Source organism: Rhizobium sp. Rhizsp42, assembly GCF_047304155.1.
GTDB lineage: Bacteria > Pseudomonadota > Alphaproteobacteria > Rhizobiales > Rhizobiaceae > Rhizobium.
Genome location: NZ_JBGLYS010000050.1, coordinates 1 through 17,811, shown reverse-complemented (window position 1 = coordinate 17,811; position 17,811 = coordinate 1). Strand labels below are relative to the sequence as shown.

The 17,811-nt window shown below is 61.0% G+C and carries 19 protein-coding genes; 8 read left to right on the top strand and 11 right to left on the bottom strand.

Going from position 1 to position 17,811, the window contains the following annotated elements:
- Positions 1–60 precede the first annotated feature (60 nt).
- Positions 61–1,041: a flagellin gene (locus ACCD05_RS29145; protein WP_413397010.1), complete on the bottom strand. Its 981-nt coding sequence runs from the start codon at positions 1,039–1,041 to the stop codon at positions 61–63.
- A 330-nt stretch (positions 1,042–1,371) separates the two neighbouring features.
- Here ACCD05_RS29145 and ACCD05_RS29140 point away from each other — a divergent pair, with 330 nt between their 5' ends.
- A complete protein-coding gene (locus ACCD05_RS29140; RefSeq protein WP_047507331.1) occupies positions 1,372–1,641 on the top strand; it encodes a hypothetical protein in 270 nt (89 codons plus the stop codon).
- A gap of 155 nt (positions 1,642–1,796) precedes the next feature.
- Positions 1,797–2,030, top strand: a complete 234-nt coding sequence (locus ACCD05_RS29135) for a hypothetical protein (protein ID WP_026282982.1) — start codon at positions 1,797–1,799, stop codon at positions 2,028–2,030.
- A gap of 37 nt (positions 2,031–2,067) precedes the next feature.
- On the opposite strand, the gene ACCD05_RS29130 is transcribed toward ACCD05_RS29135, so the two are convergent.
- Positions 2,068–2,316 (bottom strand): hypothetical protein, encoded by a 249-nt coding sequence (locus ACCD05_RS29130; protein ID WP_018898384.1) that lies wholly within the window; start codon positions 2,314–2,316, stop codon positions 2,068–2,070.
- 229 nt (positions 2,317–2,545) lie between these two features.
- On the opposite strand from ACCD05_RS29130, the gene ACCD05_RS29125 reads away from it, so the two are divergent.
- A complete protein-coding gene (locus ACCD05_RS29125) occupies positions 2,546–2,950 on the top strand; it encodes a hypothetical protein (RefSeq protein ID WP_018898385.1) in 405 nt (134 codons plus the stop codon).
- Between the two features lie 57 nt (positions 2,951–3,007).
- Here the strand turns inward: ACCD05_RS29125 and ACCD05_RS29120 are convergent, their stop codons facing one another.
- Positions 3,008–3,214: a hypothetical protein gene (locus tag ACCD05_RS29120; RefSeq protein WP_047507335.1), complete on the bottom strand. Its 207-nt coding sequence runs from the start codon at positions 3,212–3,214 to the stop codon at positions 3,008–3,010.
- 271 nt (positions 3,215–3,485) lie between these two features.
- Between ACCD05_RS29120 and ACCD05_RS29115 the strand changes: the two genes are divergently transcribed.
- Together ACCD05_RS29115 and ACCD05_RS29110 are read left to right on the top strand one after the other, a co-directional pair.
- Positions 3,486–3,914, top strand: a complete 429-nt coding sequence (locus ACCD05_RS29115; RefSeq protein WP_018898387.1) for an OsmC family protein — start codon at positions 3,486–3,488, stop codon at positions 3,912–3,914.
- A gap of 154 nt (positions 3,915–4,068) precedes the next feature.
- Entirely contained in the window at positions 4,069–4,965 is an 897-nt protein-coding gene (locus ACCD05_RS29110; RefSeq protein WP_413397006.1) for a DMT family transporter, read from the top strand.
- A gap of 5 nt (positions 4,966–4,970) precedes the next feature.
- Here the strand turns inward: ACCD05_RS29110 and ACCD05_RS29105 are convergent, their stop codons facing one another.
- The 7 genes from ACCD05_RS29105 to ACCD05_RS29075 all read right to left on the bottom strand — a co-directional run bounded on the left by ACCD05_RS29105 (position 4,971) and on the right by ACCD05_RS29075 (position 14,788).
- Positions 4,971–5,993, bottom strand: coding sequence for a polysaccharide pyruvyl transferase family protein (locus ACCD05_RS29105; RefSeq protein ID WP_047507341.1), 1,023 nt, complete (start codon positions 5,991–5,993; stop codon positions 4,971–4,973).
- 50 nt (positions 5,994–6,043) lie between these two features.
- Complete coding sequence (locus ACCD05_RS29100) at positions 6,044–7,534, bottom strand: lipopolysaccharide biosynthesis protein (protein WP_413397004.1); 1,491 nt, start codon at positions 7,532–7,534, stop codon at positions 6,044–6,046.
- A gap of 55 nt (positions 7,535–7,589) precedes the next feature.
- Entirely contained in the window at positions 7,590–8,507 is a 918-nt protein-coding gene (locus ACCD05_RS29095; protein WP_413397002.1) for a glycosyltransferase family 2 protein, read from the bottom strand.
- Positions 8,508–9,081: 574 nt separating this feature from the next.
- Positions 9,082–10,641, bottom strand: coding sequence for a VOC family protein (locus tag ACCD05_RS29090; protein ID WP_112979841.1), 1,560 nt, complete (start codon positions 10,639–10,641; stop codon positions 9,082–9,084).
- A gap of 62 nt (positions 10,642–10,703) precedes the next feature.
- Positions 10,704–12,317, bottom strand: a complete 1,614-nt coding sequence (locus ACCD05_RS29085) for a response regulator (protein ID WP_413397000.1) — start codon at positions 12,315–12,317, stop codon at positions 10,704–10,706.
- Between the two features lie 4 nt (positions 12,318–12,321).
- Positions 12,322–12,747, bottom strand: coding sequence for a response regulator (locus ACCD05_RS29080; protein ID WP_018898394.1), 426 nt, complete (start codon positions 12,745–12,747; stop codon positions 12,322–12,324).
- The gene (locus ACCD05_RS29075) at positions 12,734–14,788 is read right to left on the bottom strand and encodes a sensor histidine kinase (protein WP_413397036.1); all 2,055 of its coding nucleotides are present in this window, start codon (positions 14,786–14,788) and stop codon (positions 12,734–12,736) included. Before ACCD05_RS29075 ends, ACCD05_RS29080 begins: the two co-directional genes overlap by 14 nt.
- Positions 14,789–15,020: 232 nt before the next feature.
- Between ACCD05_RS29075 and ACCD05_RS29070 the strand changes: the two genes are divergently transcribed.
- The 3 genes from ACCD05_RS29070 (at position 15,021) to ACCD05_RS29060 (ending at position 16,945) form a co-directional block, all read left to right on the top strand.
- The gene (locus ACCD05_RS29070) at positions 15,021–15,395 is read left to right on the top strand and encodes a response regulator (protein ID WP_413397034.1); all 375 of its coding nucleotides are present in this window, start codon (positions 15,021–15,023) and stop codon (positions 15,393–15,395) included.
- Between the two features lie 393 nt (positions 15,396–15,788).
- A complete protein-coding gene (locus tag ACCD05_RS29065; protein WP_112979845.1) occupies positions 15,789–16,493 on the top strand; it encodes a helix-turn-helix domain-containing protein in 705 nt (234 codons plus the stop codon).
- Positions 16,490–16,945, top strand: coding sequence for a response regulator (locus ACCD05_RS29060; protein WP_413396998.1), 456 nt, complete (start codon positions 16,490–16,492; stop codon positions 16,943–16,945). Before ACCD05_RS29065 ends, ACCD05_RS29060 begins: the two co-directional genes overlap by 4 nt.
- 7 nt (positions 16,946–16,952) lie before the next feature.
- Here the strand turns inward: ACCD05_RS29060 and ACCD05_RS29055 are convergent, their stop codons facing one another.
- Entirely contained in the window at positions 16,953–17,648 is a 696-nt protein-coding gene (locus ACCD05_RS29055) for a sensor histidine kinase (RefSeq protein ID WP_413396996.1), read from the bottom strand.
- Positions 17,649–17,811 lie beyond the last annotated feature (163 nt).

Sequence of the window (17,811 nt, the reverse complement as noted above, 5' to 3'; positions counted from 1 at the left end):
AACGGCACCCGCGTGTGAGCGAGTGCCGTTGCAATTTCAAACAGGCTGCGGCGTGGCTTTTTAACCCTGGAAGAGGCTGAGGATGTTGCGCGGGGCGGAGTTCGCGATCGAGAGCGACTGTATGGCCAGCTGCTGCTGTGTCTGCAGCGCCGAGAGCCTGGAGGATTGTTCTTCCATATCGGCGTCCACGAGGCGGCCAATGCCGCTGTCGATCGAATCGCTGAGCTTCGAGGCGAAGTCGCTCTGCTGATCCACGGTCCGGCTGAGCGAGCCGATATCGGAGGCGACCTTCGTCATCTGCTTGGTCATGCCTTCGAGCGTCGAGAGCATGTCATCCAGTTCCGCCGAGGTCGTCGAGTTGTCGATCGCAAGGTCGGTCGCTGTCGGGGGCGCCGTGGCACCCTTGAGGACCACGTAGTTCTTGGCCGACCCTGCCTGTATGGCGAAAGCTTCGGTCGACAGGATCCCGTATTCACCGGATCCGCCATTGTCGACGAAGTATTGAACGTTGGTGTCGGTCTGGGGCGGCGGCGTATTGATCGCGTAGCTCAGCGTGCCGAGCTTGACGGTGCCGTCATTGTTTCGAATGAAGGAGGTGACGATCTGCTTGTCGGCGGAATCGACGCCGCTGTTCCACGAGAGCCAGTTCTGGCCGTTGAACGATGCCGCGCCGAGCGTCGTGGTCAATTGACCCTTCAGCTGCGTGATCTCTTCGTTGACCTTCGTCTTGTCGACGCCGTTTTCGAAAGCCGTGACCAGCTTCGCCTTCATCTCCGACATCACATCGATCGAGGAGGCAATTGCCTCGTAGGTCGTGTCGAGAATGGCGCCGCTCAGCCCCAGCGCGTCCTGGACCGCCGAAATGGACTTGTTGTCCGAGCGCATCGTCGTGGCGATCGACCAATAGGCCGCGTTATCGGCGGCTTTGCCGACGCGCAGTCCAGTTGATACCTGCTTCTGGGTCTCGCCGAGGTTCGAGTTGATCGAACGGAGCGTCTGCAGCGCGTTATTCGCGGATATATTCGTGACAATAGACGTCATGAGAAACTCAGAAATAAAACTTTAGATTTATATTGATTTGTTGGATGTGATATTACGCATCCTATGGGTGCCAAAGTATAGCCGCGCTGGTTAACAAACTGCCTATTGGCTCTGACGGATTTTAGCGAGTTTCTCGCCGCTGATATTGATTCCAGTTCGCTGGGCGGCATGTAAAAAACCAAGCAAAGATAAAGAAACGGCTCAGGCGCGGCGTCGCCGCATCCCTCGGCGGCGATCGTTGCCGCGCTCGGCTCAATCCTTCTTTTTGATTTGGCGGCAAACGACAGGGCTGCTACAGCGGTCCATCCCGCAGGACCAGCAGAGAGTGACATGGCCAAGACGAAAGAACCGAAGCTCGAGCATTCCGAACTCGCCGGCGAGTTTACCGATGATGGCGTGACCGTTCTGGTCGACATTTTCCGCCCCGCCGGCACCAATGGCGACTGGAAGATGGAAGTCGTGACGCAAGACGACGATCTGATCGAGTGGGAAGAGGGTTTCGAGACCGATCGCGATGCTTTCGACGAGTTTCTGGCCACGGTCGAGCGCGACGGCATCCGCACTTTCCTCGATGATGCGGACGAACCGTCGGTTCACTAGAGTTTGTCCAGAAAGACTCTAGCGCCGTGACACTGCTGTGACTGTCGTTTTCAGACTGGAAAATGTCGCTTGCGGAGACCCTTCAAAATAAACCGAAACTAAAGTGGGCCACTCCGAAAGATAAGTGCGCATAAAGCGCGCCGGGAACAGCAAACATGAAAGCTTTGGAATACAGAGCCGCTCTGGCGGTCCTGGGATTGACCACTGCTGGAGTGGAAAATCTCTTTGGAGTCGATCAGATTACCAGCCGCCTATGGGCGACGGGAGAGCAGGATGTGCCGCGCGCCGTGGCGCTCTGCCTGCTCCTGATGGCGTCGCATAATCTGTCGGTCGCGCAGGCACAAATCCTTGCCGACAGCGTCGACGTGCCGCTGGCGAAATCCGCCTGACAATTGGGCCCTACAACTGGGGATGTGGCGAAAGCCCTCAGGCCGCCGGCTGCTGGATCATCTTTTTCAGAACATCGAGAAGCTGTTTGGCGTCGTCATTGGCGCCGAGCACGCGCAGGCGCTCTTCCGCGAGGCTGATGATCGCCTCCATGCTTTCGCGCTCGCTCCAGCCGGAAGCGACACAGGCGCGCGTCAGGTCCTCGAACGCGAATTGCATCGCGTCCTGGCAGCGCACATCCCGATCGGGATCGTCACTGGTGACAAACGGCCTGTAGATCTCCCGCATCTCACTTCTCCGCAACTCATTCGCACGCGCCATGCTAGACCACAGGCTTTAACGAAGTATTCATGACGATATCCGGCAATCTGGGCGGAAATTCGTGGCGCATCCGATTTCTCGCAGAAACGACGCAAGTTGTCTCGCCGCGCATGTCGCAACCTACTGATAAGGGCGTCGTTCTCAACTCGCCTCTGCAGTGGTAATATTACCCTTGCCGAAAAGAGGGGAGATTCACATGCCACGCATCTCGCATCTATATTTCAAGACGGCCGTTCTGTTCCTGATCCTTGGTATCGGAATGGGCCTGAACATGGCAATCTCGCAGGATCACAGCGTGATCGGCGCTCATGCACACTGTAATCTCTTGGGTTGGGTGACGATGGCGCTCTTCGGAGGCTATTACGCGCTCAATCCGCGCAAGGCAGAACGTCGCATCGCGATGATCCAGTACGGCATCTATACCGCGGGCGTCACGCTGATGGTTCCGAGCCTCTATCTGATGTTGCTCGGCAACATGGCGATGGAACCCGTCGTGGCAATCGCCTCGATCATCACATTCATCGGCGTCCTGCTGTTCGCCTTCGTCATCTTCTCCGGCGAACAGGTGGCCATGACGCCATCAACGCCGTCCTATCGCTGAAGTCTTCCAACTGCCCTGCGGCGCTCGTTCTTGGGGACGGGCGCCGTGGAAGGAGGATCAGTGCACGACCTGAACGCGGATATGCTCCTTGGCTGCATAGGAATGGCAGTCGATCGGCGCATCGCCGACGAAGATCACATCGCCATCCTGGTCGAAAAGGCCCCAACAGGCTTCATCATCGACATAGACCTTGCGGACGTAACCGAACGGCGCGCTTTCGAAGACGACGTTGGGTGCAACAGCAACTGTCTCAAGTTCTCGCATGGATCACTCCGATAGTCATTTCTGTTTTAGTGCGACATCATATTGCATTGCGAGGCGGATGCCGGGCTATCCCTAGAAATGGGGATGTCTAACTCAGCTTGACCTTTCGCCTCTCAAGGTGTCCCGAATCGGTATTTCATGCCGATTTCCTTCCTTGGTTGCAGCGCGTCGTGCCTTTGTGGACTGCGATTGCATCAGCGGCGAAAAGCGCGTTGCGCCGGCCAATCGAAGCTCCTATCTACAGGCACGAATCATCTCCGAGGAATAACTCATGGCCGACCTAAAGGTTCGCACTCGTCCCGTTGGCGCCAGCGCCGTTCTCGGCCGCACCGGCTTCCCGCATGTCACCTCCGCCACGGGCGGTGAGATCGACATCGTCACCAGCCCGTCGCAGCCGGGTTTCAACCCGCTCGATCTCCTCTATTCCTCACTCTCGGCCTGCCTGGTCCTGAGCGCCCGCATGGCGGCCAGCCAGCTCGGCGTTCTCGATCGCATCACCGAACTCAAGGCCGACGTCACCGGCGAGAAGGCCACCGAGGGCCTATCGCGAGTGAAGACCTTCAACATCGTCTTCTCCATCAAGGGCGACATCGACGAGGAGACCCGCCAGAAAATCGCCCACGCAGCTGAAGACGAGATCTGCACGGTGAGCAACACGATCCGCGGCAATCCGGAATTCTCGACGGTCATCTCCGGCTAACCCTTTATGCTGGTGCCGGCGTCGCGCGAGCCACGCCGGCGACGATATCGACCGAGCCTGTCGTTCCCGGGCTATTCTCAGGCCACCGCTTCTGCTACTTGCGGTGCATGATGGCGCCGCTCGATCGCACCCGACGCCGCAAGCACGGTACGCCATGTCGCAAGTCTCCTCCGCCCTCCCGCAGTCCGCGCCCTCGCACCGTTTCGCGCTCGCCGCGTTGATCCTCGGTGGTGCCGCGATCGGCGGCTCGCCGATCTTTGTGCGGCTGTCGGAAGTGGGGCCGATGGCGACCGGCTTCTGGCGCGTGGCGCTGGCTTTCTTCCCGATCTACATCTTCTCGCTCATCAAGGGTGGCGCGACCGGTCCGAAGCCCGAGACCTGGATGGATCGCGGCCTGCTCATCCTGCCCGGCGTCATTCTCGCCGTCGACCTCATCACCTGGCACCTGTCGATCACGATCACATCCGTCGCCAATGCGACGCTGCTCGCCAACCTCGCGCCGGTCTTCGTCACCATCATCGGTGTGCTCTTCATGGGTGCTGCCGTCACGCGCGTATTCGTGGTCGGGCTGGTCCTGGCAATCGCCGGTGTCGTCATTCTCAAGGGCGGTCCGGCCGCACTCGGCCAGGGCGATCTGCGTGGCGATGGCGGCGCCGTTCTCGCTGCGGTCGCTTATGCGCTCTACATCCTCGCCATCGGCAGGTTGCGCACGCGCTTCGATACGGTTCGCATCATGCTCTGGAGCACGGCGTCGGCCGCCGTCTGTCTTTTTCCGTTCGGCTTCTTCGTGGAAGGTCATCTCTTGCCGACCACCGCTTATGGCTGGGCCATGGTCTTCGGTCTCGCCTTCATCAGCCATGCCAGCGGCCAGGTGGCGATCACCTATGCGCTGGCCTATCTGCCGGCCGCCTTCTCGTCGCTGACGCTGCTGCTGCAGCCCGTCGTCGCCGCCATCCTCGCATGGATCCTGCTCAGCGAGCCGATCGGCCCGATGCAGGCGATCGGTGGTCTGGTGGTCCTCGCCGGGATCATGATCGCCCGGCGAGGGTAACTGCCTTAGGCGACGGCGGCCTGCTTCTGCATGCGTCTCGCGTCGAGAATATCAAGCGCCTCGTCGACGGTCGCTGCCAGTTCCGCCTTCTCCGTGTTGCAGGTGTTCCAGGCTTCGATGAAGCTGCTGGTCTTGCCGTAGCTGTTGTCGAGCACGCAATGGTCGGCGCCGATCAGCACGCACATGATGTGCCCGTGCATACGGTCGGTGATGACCTGCCGTGCCGAACCAAGCAGCGCCACGCCGCGGTCGAAGCGCTGCTGCGCGCGCTCGCGGTAGGCGAGTTCCGTCATGCGGGCGCGACCGCCGATCTTGCCTGACAGCAGCCCCTTCAGAATGGCCGCGTGCTTGGTCTGCTTCTGGAAATCGGCTGGCTCATCCGGCCAATCCGATTTCACCGTGCCCGGACGCTGCGTCGCCGCCGTCAGGTCCTGTGGCGTGCCGACCTCCTGGTCTTCGCGCAGGTTCAAGAGCAGCTCATGCTGCGGAACCGGCTTTGCGACCGGGCCGATGCAGAAGGCCATGTCGGGGCAAAGGCGCGTCTCGCACTGGAACCAGCGCTGCGCAAAGGCAAGGCTCTTCTTGTCGCGCACCAGAAGCGTGAACTGGCCGTGCTTCTCGATGGCGCGCGCCGTGCTGTCGACGTTGGCCTGATCCTTGAAATGGATGGTCTGCGGCAGCTGCACGATCGGCCGTCCCTTGTGCCGCTCCAGCATGTTTTCGCGGAACTGGCGGTAGCCGGCCCAGATGTCACCGAAATTGCCGCCGCCATGCAGGAAGATCCGGCCGTCGCCAATGGCGCCGAGCATACGGTCCTCGTCGAAGGTCGGGATTTCGGTCACATAGGACGGGCGGGAGCGCTTCTTGTCGAAATATGCAAGCTCGCCCAGCCAGATGGCGCTGTCGCCGATATTGTAGTGGTTCGGAAAGTCGAGAAGCGCATAACGCTCCGACGGGTCGAAAACGTCAGACAGGTTCTTCTCGATCACGCCCTGCAGGCGGTTGATGATCGTCAGGTTAGATTCCATTGAAGGCTCCTTGTTTTAGGGACAAGAGGTCCGAAAGTTATTGCGCGGGCTCAGGCCTGCGCATGTTTGCGAAACGGATTGAGCGACATTGCAAGCGCGATGTAGGGGCGGATGACCGACCGGCCGAAGATCGGCAGGAAGGCGAGATAGATCACCGCGCCGAGGCCGATGCTGAGGCCGAGCGACAGCCAGCGGTTCTGGACATGCTCGACGATGACGGGATGAGCCAGCCAGACGCCGGCGGCCATCAGAAGCGAACCGCAGAGCGGCAGCGCCACGGCCTTCAGCGTGCTCATCGCATCGATGTTGGCGAAGCGCGCCAGTACGTACTGCTGGTAGGGCAGCGTCAGCCAGGCACGCAGCGTATAGCCTGCCGCAACGGCAACCACGCCGTAGGGCACAAGCAACCAGGTGAGCGCCAGCGTGGCGGCAAGCTGCAGGGCGGCCACCGAGAGGATCGATTCCGCGCGGTTGACGGCGGACAGCGCCGACGAGGCGAAGAAGTTCATCACGAACGGCACGGCCATCAGCACGAGCACCGTGGCGATGTCGCCGGCATTGCCCCACTTGTCGCCGAACAGCATGGCGATCATGTCGTTGGACAGAGCGCCGAAGCCGAGCAGCAGCGGAATGGTGCCGAGTGCCGCGGCACCGACGATCTTGTTGTAGGCATTGCGGAAGGCGACGGGGTCGTTCTGCAGCCGCGACAGCGTCACCAGCGCCACACTGCCGATCGGCGCCAGCACCGCCTGTCCGATCAGCTCGATCAGGCGCCACGCAATACGGTAGCGGCCGACTTCGACCGGGCCGTACCAGCGTGAAATGAAGATGTCCTGCACGCGGGCGAGCAGCATCCACATCAGCTGCGTGACGACAAGGCTGATGCTGAACAGGAAGACCGAGCGGAACAGCGGCACGTTGAAGCGGAACTTCGGCATCCAGGGATAGGCGACCCAGCCGAGCAGCACCGTGACGACGGCATTGACGGCGGTCTGGGCGACCAGCGCCCACACGCCCCAGCCCATGAAGGCGCAGGCGACGGCGGTGATGCCGGACAGCAGGCTGGCGGCAATCGCCTGGGCCGCAAGGTTCTTGTGGCCGAATTCGCGGGCCAGGCGCGCATTGTGGATGACGGCGAGCGACGACACTGGCAGCAGCGGAGCCAGCCAGCGCAGGATCTCGGCGACTTTCGGATCGCGGACGAGATCGCCGTAATAGGGCGCGAAGACGAAGACGACGGCAGCGACGATGGCGCTGAAGGCAATGGTCGCCCAGAAGGCGGTATCGGCCAGTTCCTCGTCGAGATCGAGCTGCCGCGTCACCGCGTCACCGAGGCCGGCATAGGCAAGCACCCTGCCGATCTCGACGAACAGGCTCGCGAGCGCGAAGGTGCCGAAGTCGCCGGGGCCGAGAATACGGGCGAGAATGACGAAGATCACGAAGGTCGCAATCGTGCTCCACGCCACGCGGATGACCGACCAGAGGACGGAAAGTGCGGTCTTCTTCTTCAGCTCGGCGTGGCCAATTGCCGTATCTGTCATTCAGTATCCAATCGATTGGGCGCTGAGGCGCAATGCTTCCGGGGCTTAGGACCGCTCAAGCGGCCCGGCCCGTCTTCTGGCCGCGCCAATAGGCGACCATGCCGGTGAAATTGTCTCTGAGCTGGCTGCGATAGGTGAGCCCCAGCTCGTCGCTGAGCTTGCGGCGGCCCATCGCCTCCAGCACTGCCTGGCGAATGTCCCAGCGCAGCATGCCGCGCATGTTCGAGCGGCGGTCGAAGAGATATTTGGCGTAGAGCGCGCCGTTGCCGAAGGCATAGCCGCTCTGCAGCTTCTTCACGTCGCCGAGCTCCCGGCGCCCATGGAAATGCTTCACCGCGAAGTCCGGGACGTACTCGACGCGGATGCCGGAATTGAAGGCGCGGTGCACGTAATCTGTGTCCTCGCCGGAGCGGAAGGGCGAGCCGGCGCCAAAGCGGGTGTCGAACAGGCCGACCTTGTCGATCAGCACGCGTGGGAACGCCATGTTGGCGCCATGGATGAACCCGCCGGCATGCAGCTCGCTGGTCAGCACGGCAGGCTCCAGCTCGGGCTTGATCGTGACCGGCAGATCGCGCGCGTCGCCAAGCTCGATACGACCGCCACGCATGACGATGTCGGTGTCGGCCGCGAAGAGCGCTGCGATCACCGTGAAATAATCGGGAAACACTTCGCAATCATCGTCCGTGAAGGCAATGATCCGGCCCGTGGCGGCAGCCAGCCCGCTATTGCGCGCAACCGAAAGGCCGGGCTTCGCTTCGTAAACGAGATTTGTGCTGATCGGCGCGGTCTTTGCCCATTCGCTGACGATCGCGGACGTGTTGTCGGTGGAACCATTGTCGACGAAGACGAGTTCCAGGCTCAGATCGCTGGCCTGGCGCGCGGCATTCGATACGGCATCCAGGCAGTTCGTCAGTCCATAAGCCCGATTTCTCGATGAGATGATCAGGCTGATGTCCACGGGCTGAGGAGGCATTCGGGTTCCCTTCTGCAGTCGATGTCGGGGGAAGGGTAGGGCGCTCCCCCAACCTCGGCAAGAAACATTTTGCGTTGCAGCAAACCAATACAGTTTGCTGAAAAACCAAAACAATGTGGTGATTTCTTGCTGGTATATTATTAATCGCAGAAGGGTGATATTAATGCGATATTATTTCCGGAATGAAGAAAAGTAATTGTAATAATTCGTGTTTACTTAATATTAACGAAGTCGCAATTCTGCTTGTTTGCTTCTGATTGTTGTCGAAATAAATCCGATTTAAGCATTGCGAATATAAAAATATATAGAAGTGCAATAACGTTGCTTACGTTGTTTTCTCATGTCCGCATTGCGCTTCTTCGCACTGGCGAAATGGCTGAGAGGTAAAAGACAGCTGTTCTCGCCGGACCAATATCGACCAAGAAGACCGACCGGATCGGACGTTTTTGCCAGAGAAAAACCCGCCGCATGACTTGGAGGAATGCGACGGGTCCGAGTAGAAATTGCAGAATACGACCAACGGGTGTGTCCTGGCCGCAGTGGATGAAGCTCCGCTGGCCTAGGCGCCGACGCGCTATTCCTCGTGCGTCAGCCACTTCTGAATGACCGGAACATCGTCATCGCCGAGCAGATGCCCCGTTGGGATGACGGTCGAATCGACCGTTGCGCCCGAGGTCTTCAACCGTGTTTCGAGGTCGCTTGCATATTTCCCATAGGCATCCGTCTTGCCGCTGATGACAAGCAGATCGGTGCCTTTAAGGTCCGCATGCGGAAATTCGCTGAGCACAGGCATGGAGCGCAGCAGAACCGCTTTGTGCACCAGGTTCGGGTGCAGGTAGAGAAGCGAGTTCAGGAGATTGGCGCCGTTGGAATAGCCGACATAAACGAGCTTCTTCGGATCGAGCCCATAGGATTTGACCGCGCCGTCGATAAAGGCGGCGAAGGCCTCCGCCTCGTTCTTGATGTCCTGCTGGTCGAAGGAAAACGGCGTGATGCGCTTGTACCAGCGCGGAATGCCCTCTTCCGTCGCGCGTCCGCGTACGCCGAGCAGCGTCGCGCGCGGCGCCACCTTGTGCAGCAGCGGCATCAGCGTCGTCTCGTTGCCGCCCGAACCGTGCAGCAGCACCAGAACCGTGCCGTCAGGGTTAGGCGGCGTATAGAAGCGGTGCACAAAGGGCAGTTCGCGATAATTGATCCTGGGTTCGCCCGGCATCGAAAACTGCGGCAGAACCACCTTGAGATCCTTGAGATCGGTGATCGGGTCCTTCGGCACGAACAGCTTCTCGCCCAGCGTCGCCGCCGGCTCGTCCACCGTCATGCCCGGCTTGTCAGTCGCAAGCTCGATCAGCGTGCCGCCCGGTTCGCGCACATAGAGCGAGCGGAAATACTTGCGGTCATGCACGTTGATATCCGACGCGCTCGCGCCCTCGCTCTTCAGCGCATCATGAACCTTCGACAGCGCCGCGTCGTCCTCCGCGCGGAACGCCACGTGGTCAAAGGTGCCGGTCCCCGGTGCGCTCGACCAGAACCCCTTGGCGTTCCTGATATCGACGATATCGCCGGACTGCGAGACCAGTCGGTCGATGTTGCCGCGGTTCTCCTGGAAACGGTAGCCGAAATGGCTCTCGACGAAGGCACGGCTCTTCTCCGGCTCTTCGGTGAGCATCGTCGTTCCGCGCACGCGCTGCACGGCGTGCTCGACCGGAATGCCGGCACCATGCCAGGGAGCAGGCGATTTCAGCGCCGGCGTGCCGGCAAGCTTGACGATGATGTTGTCGGGATCCTTCAGGCGCAGCACCGGCTCGCCGAATTCGTCGGCCGGACCCTCCGTGCGCACGCCGAAGCTCATCGCCCGCGTCAGCCAGTAGCCGATGCTGGAAGGGTCGATCGCCAGCGCCAGCTCACTCAATTGCCCGAAGCCGGCACGGCCAGGCGCGCCATCTTCCCAGACAAGGAATGTCACGAGCGAGCCCGGCGTGGCTTCCGCGTCACCGTAGAAGAGGTGCAGCTGCGTCGCGTCTTCGAAGCCGGCGGTCTGCTTGACCAGCCGCATGCCGAGAAAGCCGGCGTAGAAGTCGACGTTCGCCTGCACCTTTCGGGTCAGCAGCGTGATGTGGTGTATGCCTGAAGCCATAGAGGGGAGCCCGGATTGCATTGGGTACAGAAGGAGCGCGGAGATGAAGGTGAGGATAACAGTCATATCGTTGCGTTTGCTTGGTGCCTTGTTTGCTCTCCATAAAGAATTAGGGCATCTCCGCAAGGCTGCAAATCCAAAGTCTGAACATCCCGCAGCGCAAGTTCCAGCTGCTGGCGCGTCGGCGGCTTGATCATGTAGGCCTGCGCGCCAAGCCTTCTAGCACGCTCCATGTCGTCCTCATCGCTTGATGTGCTTAGGATGAAGGCCGGTATCGTCTTCAGCCGCGCGTCACGCGAAAGCGCCTCCAGAACCTCGAACCCATCCATGATCGGCATGTTGATATCGAGCAGGATGAGGTCGATCAAAGGATCGTGACCACCGGTTGCCCGCTCTTGAAGAAGCCGCATCGCCTCAAGGCCGTTCGAAGCGAGATGCAGGTTGAATGTCACCTTCTCGCGCCTCATCAGCTTGATCTTCAGAAGCTGCACATCTGCCGGGCTGTCTTCGACCAGCAGAACCTCGGCCACCCGCCCGATTCTATCCGTGCGCTGCTCTGCCTGTTGCGGGTTTGCCGCCCCGGTCGGCGCCCTCTCCGTCTCACTCAAGGCGAGCGGCAGTTCCATGATGAAGGTGGTGCCGCCACCATCGGCATCCTCGCACCAGATGGCGCCGCCATGCAGCTGCGCGATCCGCCGGCAGATCGCAAGCCCGAGCCCCGTCCCCTCGATGCCGCGCCCGACCAGCCGCTTGAAGGGCTGGAAGATCAACTCGCGATGGTCGCGCGCGATGCCGGGCCCGTTGTCGCTGACGGCGATCCGGCAGAGCGTGCCTTCGCCTTGTGCCGAGATCCGCACGCGCGGCACCCCGGCCTCGCAATACTTGATGGCGTTGGAGATGATGTTCTGCAGCATCTGCACCAGAAGCGTCCCGTCGCCCATCACCTGGGGCAAGGGTCCGCGCTCGATCGCGGCGCCACGGCTGCTGATCTGTTCGCGCAGATTGCGTTCCACCTGGTCGACGATCGCTGACAGCGACACCGGCTTGGCCTCAAGATCGCCGGAGGCCTCAAGCTTCGAGAAGCCCGACACCTTGACGATCAGCTCCTCCATGTGGTCGGCGGCGCTGAGCACGTAGCCGAGCAGGTCGTGATCGTCATGTGCGAGCGATGGCGATGCCTGCAGGAGCCTGCTGAAAGACTTGATCGTCCGCAGCGGCTCCTTCAGGTCATGCGCCATGGCGCGGGTGAAAATCTCTAGCGATTGCTGCTTCTGCTCCAGCTTGGCCGCGAGATCGCCATGCATGATGGCGCTCTGGATGCAGCGGTGCAGCGTCTCCGGCGAAAGCGTGTCCTTGGTGAGATAATCCCGCGCGCCGCCCTTCATCACCTCGACGGCGATCGTCTCGCTGCCTTGGCCCGTCAGCATGATCACGTTGGCGGATGGATCGAGCTTCAAGATCTCCTCAAGCACGCCGACGCCGTCGCGGCCCGGCAGCGAGTAGTCGAGCAGCACGCAATCCGGCCGCTTCTGCGCGTTGAGCGCTATGCCCTCGTCGCCGTTTTCAGCTTCGTAGACCACGTAATTCGCGCCCGGCACGCGCGCCAGCATCCGCCGGTAAACCTCGCGGTCGTCGATATTGTCGTCGATAACAAGTACCGCGCTGCCCTCGGCCATGAGGTCACCCCTCCAGAGGCAATATGGCGATCTCGAACCAGTATTCCTTCAGCCTCTGGATCGCGGCGAACAGACCGTCGAGATCGACAGGCTTCTGGACATAGGTGTTGGCGCCGAGCGCGTAGCAGCCCTCGATGTCGCGCTCGTCGTCCGACGTGGTCAGGATCACCACCGGGATTTTCCGCCAGGCCGGGTTGGACTTGATCGCCTCCAGTGTCTTGCGGCCATCGAGCCCCGGCATGTTGAGGTCGAGCAGGATGAGGCCCGGCCGTGTTTCCATCGTGGCTAGGAGATCCAGCGCCTGCTGGCCCGATGGCGCCCATTGCACCGGGTTCTTGAGCTTGGCGCGCTTGAACGCGCGGATGGTTGCTTCGTAATCGTCCTCGCTGTCTTCGACGATCAGGATCGGCTGTGATTCACGGTGCTGCATGCTGCCCCTCGCGCTTGTGACCCAATGTAAAATAGAAGGTTGTGCCCTGGCCAACCTCTGACTCCAGCCAGACGTCGCCCTCGTGACGGCCGATGATCTTGCGCACGAAGGTCAGCCCGGCGCCGGTGCCGTCGTCCGATTCCTGCGTCTTTTCCAGCCGCTTGAAGATGCGGAAGATATCCTCGTGAAACTCGCGAGGAATGCCCTTGCCGTTGTCGCGCACGAAATAGACGTCGCTCGTCCGGCGCCCGTCTTCGCCGGTAAACTCGCCGACGTGACCGACGGTCACGACCGGCTCGGGCTTGTCGTTGTATTTCACGGCATTGGTGATCAGGTTGCGGTAGACCTCGGTCAGCCGCAGCGAATCGCAGACGACATCGGGAAGCTGGCCCTCGACCAGCACCTTCGCCCGCCGCTCTTCCAGATAGAGCTCCATGGTCGAGACCACATCCTTGACGATGGCATGGACGTCGGTGCGCTTCACCGCCAGCTGCTGGCGCCCGATGCGCGAGAAATAGAGCAGGTCGTTGACCAGCTTCTCCATGCGCTGGCTGAGCCGGACGATGCGGTTGATGCGGCGCACGCCGTCCTCGTCGAGCACCGTCTCGTAGTCCTCAAGCAGAAAGCGGGAATGGTTGTGCATCCCGCGCAGCGGCTCCTTCAGGTCATGTGAGGCGATATAGGCGAACTCGTCGAGATCGGAATTGCTGCGCTCCAGATCGGCGGTGTAGGCCTGAAGCTGGCGGAACATCGTCCGCAATTGTTCCTCCTGCTGCACCCGCAGGCTGATGTCTCTCAAGATAGCGACGAAGGTGACCGTCGTCCCGGTCCGGAAGGCGCTGAGCGATACGTCGAGCGGGAAGGTCTCGCCATTGCGCCGGATGCCCGCGATCGTACCCGTCGTCCCGGTCCCGCCTTCCTCGCTCAAGAGCAGCGATCGCCGGAAATAGTCGTCGAGGCCGGCATGGAAGGTCTCTGGCAAGAGCATGTGAACGCTCTCCCCGATCGCTTCCTTCGATGTCCGGCCGAACATCTCCTCGGCCGCCGGATTGAACAGCGAAATCTTGCCCTGCGGGTCCATGGCGACGATCGCGTTCGGCGTGTTGCGCGTCACCGTGTCGAAGCGGATGCGCTCTGCATCCAGGCTGTCGCTCTTGCGCTGGAAGAAGAACACGAAAGTCGCCACCAGCCAGAGCATGCCGACGGTGATGGCGCGGTTCGTCGCCTCGTAGCCATAGCCTTCACCATGCCGGTCGACGGCGAGAAAACCGAGCAGGATCAGAATGGAGCAGACGAAGGCAAGATTGAAGGGCGCGGTCCGGCTGTTGAACCACAGCGAGGTCAGGATCAGCGGCACATAGATCATGCCGTTCACCACCCCGAGCGGGGTGTAGAGATCGATCATCAGCCCGATGAAGCACAGCGCGCCCGGCAGCCAGACAGGCATGCCGCCATGATGATCCGGCTGCAGCCACCAGGATCGCACCAGCATCGCCGAGCCGAGCAGCGTCACGCCGGCGGCGGTATGCACCGCCATGCCGATGTTCGATCCCCAGCGATAGATGTGCTCGGTATGCATCGCGTATCCGGCAAGTGCCGCGATGCCGAGGCCGATCACCACATAGCCGACAAGCTCCTCGAACAGCCGCGCCTTGCCCTTCTGGTCCGGCGGGGTGAGTGCCAGAGCGAGGTTGGAGAAGAACATGATCACGGCGGTATTGAGCGCCATGCCGCCGCCGACGCGGCCAAAGAATGACGGATCGACGAAAATGCCGGCCAGAAAGCGCTCCATGATCTGCGGCTGTCGTCCGACGAATGTCAGCTCGATCAGCCGAACACCGCTCATCGCGGCGGCGAGCGAAAACAGCAGGAAAGCGGCGAGTCGTGCATTGGTGCCGGTGTAGACAGAGATGACGAGCGCTATCCCGGTCAGGCAGAAGCAGATCGCCGTGTTGATCGCCATCGCCGGTGAATCCGGTATCAGGAAAAGAAGAGGCGCGATCTGTCGCACCCAGGCGAGAAGGATCGCTGCACCCAGCATGAGCAGCAGCACGCCGAGCACGATCGTGGTCAAACGGTGTCGTTCCTGGCGCCAGGGCGCACTCGTCCTTCGACCAATGATCGGCTTCACCACGCGTTGCTCTCCCGTCCGGCGGTTACTATTTCCAGAATTGAAAATTATTCAATATACATCTGCCGCGATAGTTGCGGCTTCGGCACCGACCGGCAATATGCCTGTCACGGATGCTGGCGCGAGCGCGGAAGGGATGGCAATGCCAGCGGTATTTTACGTGGACGACAGCCGCGACGACCTGTTTTACGCGCAATATGTCTGCCGCAAGGAACGCCAAGACATCGCTCTTTCCTGCTTCCAGACCGCCGATGCCGCCTTCGAAGCGCTCTGTGTATCCGCCGCGGAAGGCGCGACGCTACCGGCGCTCCTCATCGTCGATCTCTATATGCCTATCGATAGCGGCATCGGCCTCGTCACGCGCCTGCGCGCGGATCACCGCTTCGCCTCGATGCGAATCGCTGTCTGTTCCGGCTCGGACGCGACGGCGGATCGGGAGCGGGCCTTGGCCTGCGGGGCCGATCTATACGTCGAAAAACCGATCGACCTCAGTGCACTCGTCGGTCCCGGCCAATAGTCCATCAAAGACAATCGACTTTCTTAGGTATTTATGACGCAATGGTTGCAAGTCTCATTGACACGACTTTGGCTACATTTCACACTATACGCATGAAGCAGTGTGAGACGATGCTGGGGAGAGCCGTTTGACTTTGTTGACGAAACAACCCCGGCAAAATCCGTGGCCGAAGTCTGTCGTCTCGCTGGTGCGCGAAACGCATCGCTGACGGCATGGGAATAGGCGGAAACAGAGGCCGCATGCCGATTTTGTGATCGGCGCGTCGCGGCGGTTTCCCTCGAAACTCCGCACTCGGTCATTAACTGTATCAGTCTGGCGCGTGTCTCCAGAGTTCGGGGATCCCGCCCAACTGGTAACCAAAGGCACGTAGGAGCCAAGAAGCAGGAATGCGGAATGAGTAGCGCGATGGCACTTCCATTTCATGCTGGCCCGGAATTGGGGCGGGCGATCAACCGCACGGATTTCTTTCGACTTCTGAAGGCGGCCGCGCATCACTATGCCTTCGACAGCTTCGCGCTCGCCCGCATCTCCGAGGCGTCGCAGCCCTTCGGCGCGCGCGATATCATCATTACCAATGTCGCCGAACGCCAGACCGGCTTCTTCGTCTACGCCATGGGCCGCGCGCTCGGCTTCATCAAGTCGAAGGCCGCGCAGTTTTTGGCGACCCCCATGAGCGGCAAGGCGGGCAATCTGGAGGGCTATCCTCCCGATCTCGTTCTCAACGAGTTCGACACCAACAGCTTTCTGCTCATCCCGCTTTTCACGCCCGAGGGGCGCCGCTATTGTGTTGCCTTCAGCGGCAAGCGCCAGCAGCCGGACCAGGGCGAGGTCGCCGATATCCTGCTCGATACCATGCGGATATTCGACAAGTTCTACGAGGAAATCCTGGTCAACGAAATGTCAGGCCGTTTGACCCAACGGGAGAGTGAAGTGGTTCGCTGGACCAGTGAAGGCAAGACATCGGCGGAGATCGCCATCATCCTCGGCCTGTCGGAACACACCGTCAATTCGCACATTGCGGCGTCGGTGAGGAAGCTCGGCGCGGTCAATCGCGTCCACATGGTGGCGATGGCGTTGCGCATGGGACTTGTTTCGTGACCGAAAACGCTGAAGTGAAACCAGAGACGGCTCCGGGCGAGGCGGTAAAAATCCTGTTCGTCGATGACGAATTCATCGAATTTCGCGCCTTGAAGAAGACCGTCGCGGCACTTATCGAGCCGAAGGTGGAGATGGACTACGCGCAATCGGTCAGCGATGCGCTGGCAAAGCTCGGCAGTGACAGGTTCGACCTGATCCTGCTCGACAACCGCCTCCTGCCGAATGCGGATTTTCGCGAGACCGTGCCGAAGCTGCGCGCCGCGAGCTACACCGGCCCGATCGGCGTCATATCGATGGATGTCTCGGACAGCTACTTCCAGCAGTTCCAGGATTACGGCGTCGACTTCCGCATCGGCAAGGACGAGATCGACGTCGAGACGCTGCAGCACATCATCCGCGAATATGTTCGCTATGACATGCCCGACGTCTGGAAGGACGATTACAACATCTGACGTGCCATCAAACCGGCAGCCGGATCGTGAACCGGCTTCCCGTGTCCGTCGGTGATGTGAGTGAAATCGTGCCACCAAGCGCGGTCACCATTTCCCGCGCCGCTGCCAACCCGAGGCCCGGCCTTTTCGCAGCCCTCTCCGGCAGCAGGCTCCAGAAGGCGGTAAACACGCTCTCCTGATGTTCCTGCGCGATGCCCGGGCCGTTGTCTGAAATATGGATCGTCCAATGCGTGGCATCGACTTCCGCCTCGACCGTCAGGCGGCATGCCTCGTCGGCATCCGTGCGGTGCATCAGCCCGTTCGCCATCACATTCTTCAGCACCAGCCCCAGGATCCCAGCATCCGTGCGGACGCCGGGCAGGTCGCCGAGTTCAATCGTTGCCTTCGGCGCATCGACCTCGAAGCGTAGTTCCGCCCAGATCTGCGTGACCAGCAGCTTGGTATCGACATCGCTGATCACAAGTCGCGGCGCGCCGGAGGCGAAGCTGATCAGCCCCTTTGTCAGCTCCTGAGCGGCCTGCGTCTTGGCAAGGATGGTGCTGAGGTATTCCAGATGTTCGGAATCGATCCTGTCGCCGATCTCGTCGATCAGGATCTCCGCATACATCGCGATGTGCCTGAGCGGCGATTGCAGGTCGTGCGAGGCAATGGCGAGAAAGCGCTTGATGCGCGTTTCGTCGGTCTCTGTCGTCGATGGTGACATGTCTCGTCCGCCGGATTTAAGCCCAGGCGGAGAATAGAAAGCGGGGGGCCCGGGGGGGGCACCCCCCCCCCGGCAACCCCCGGGCCCCGGGGCTAAAAGGTGAGGGGGTGGTTTGTGGGGGGGGGGGGGGGCCGGGGGGGTTTTGGGGGGTTGGTGGGGGCAA

Excerpts from the sequence above, each read along its gene's own strand:
- ACCD05_RS29145 (WP_413397010.1), bottom strand. The coding sequence starts at position 1,041 with ATGACGTCTATTGTCACGAATATATCCGCGAATAACGCGCTGCAGACG.
- ACCD05_RS29140 (WP_047507331.1), top strand. The coding sequence starts at position 1,372 with ATGGCCAAGACGAAAGAACCGAAGCTCGAGCATTCCGAACTCGCCGGC.
- ACCD05_RS29135 (WP_026282982.1), top strand. The coding sequence starts at position 1,797 with ATGAAAGCTTTGGAATACAGAGCCGCTCTGGCGGTCCTGGGATTGACC.
- ACCD05_RS29130 (WP_018898384.1), bottom strand. The coding sequence starts at position 2,316 with ATGCGGGAGATCTACAGGCCGTTTGTCACCAGTGACGATCCCGATCGG.
- ACCD05_RS29125 (WP_018898385.1), top strand. The coding sequence starts at position 2,546 with ATGCCACGCATCTCGCATCTATATTTCAAGACGGCCGTTCTGTTCCTG.
- ACCD05_RS29120 (WP_047507335.1), bottom strand. The coding sequence starts at position 3,214 with ATGCGAGAACTTGAGACAGTTGCTGTTGCACCCAACGTCGTCTTCGAA.
- ACCD05_RS29115 (WP_018898387.1), top strand. The coding sequence starts at position 3,486 with ATGGCCGACCTAAAGGTTCGCACTCGTCCCGTTGGCGCCAGCGCCGTT.
- ACCD05_RS29110 (WP_413397006.1), top strand. The coding sequence starts at position 4,069 with ATGTCGCAAGTCTCCTCCGCCCTCCCGCAGTCCGCGCCCTCGCACCGT.
- ACCD05_RS29105 (WP_047507341.1), bottom strand. The coding sequence starts at position 5,993 with ATGGAATCTAACCTGACGATCATCAACCGCCTGCAGGGCGTGATCGAG.
- ACCD05_RS29100 (WP_413397004.1), bottom strand. The coding sequence starts at position 7,534 with ATGACAGATACGGCAATTGGCCACGCCGAGCTGAAGAAGAAGACCGCA.
- ACCD05_RS29095 (WP_413397002.1), bottom strand. The coding sequence starts at position 8,507 with ATGCCTCCTCAGCCCGTGGACATCAGCCTGATCATCTCATCGAGAAAT.
- ACCD05_RS29090 (WP_112979841.1), bottom strand. The coding sequence starts at position 10,641 with ATGGCTTCAGGCATACACCACATCACGCTGCTGACCCGAAAGGTGCAG.
- ACCD05_RS29085 (WP_413397000.1), bottom strand. The coding sequence starts at position 12,317 with ATGGCCGAGGGCAGCGCGGTACTTGTTATCGACGACAATATCGACGAC.
- ACCD05_RS29080 (WP_018898394.1), bottom strand. The coding sequence starts at position 12,747 with ATGCAGCACCGTGAATCACAGCCGATCCTGATCGTCGAAGACAGCGAG.
- ACCD05_RS29075 (WP_413397036.1), bottom strand. The coding sequence starts at position 14,788 with ATGCTGGGTGCAGCGATCCTTCTCGCCTGGGTGCGACAGATCGCGCCT.
- ACCD05_RS29070 (WP_413397034.1), top strand. The coding sequence starts at position 15,021 with ATGCCAGCGGTATTTTACGTGGACGACAGCCGCGACGACCTGTTTTAC.
- ACCD05_RS29065 (WP_112979845.1), top strand. The coding sequence starts at position 15,789 with ATGAGTAGCGCGATGGCACTTCCATTTCATGCTGGCCCGGAATTGGGG.
- ACCD05_RS29055 (WP_413396996.1), bottom strand. The coding sequence starts at position 17,648 with ATGTCACCATCGACGACAGAGACCGACGAAACGCGCATCAAGCGCTTT.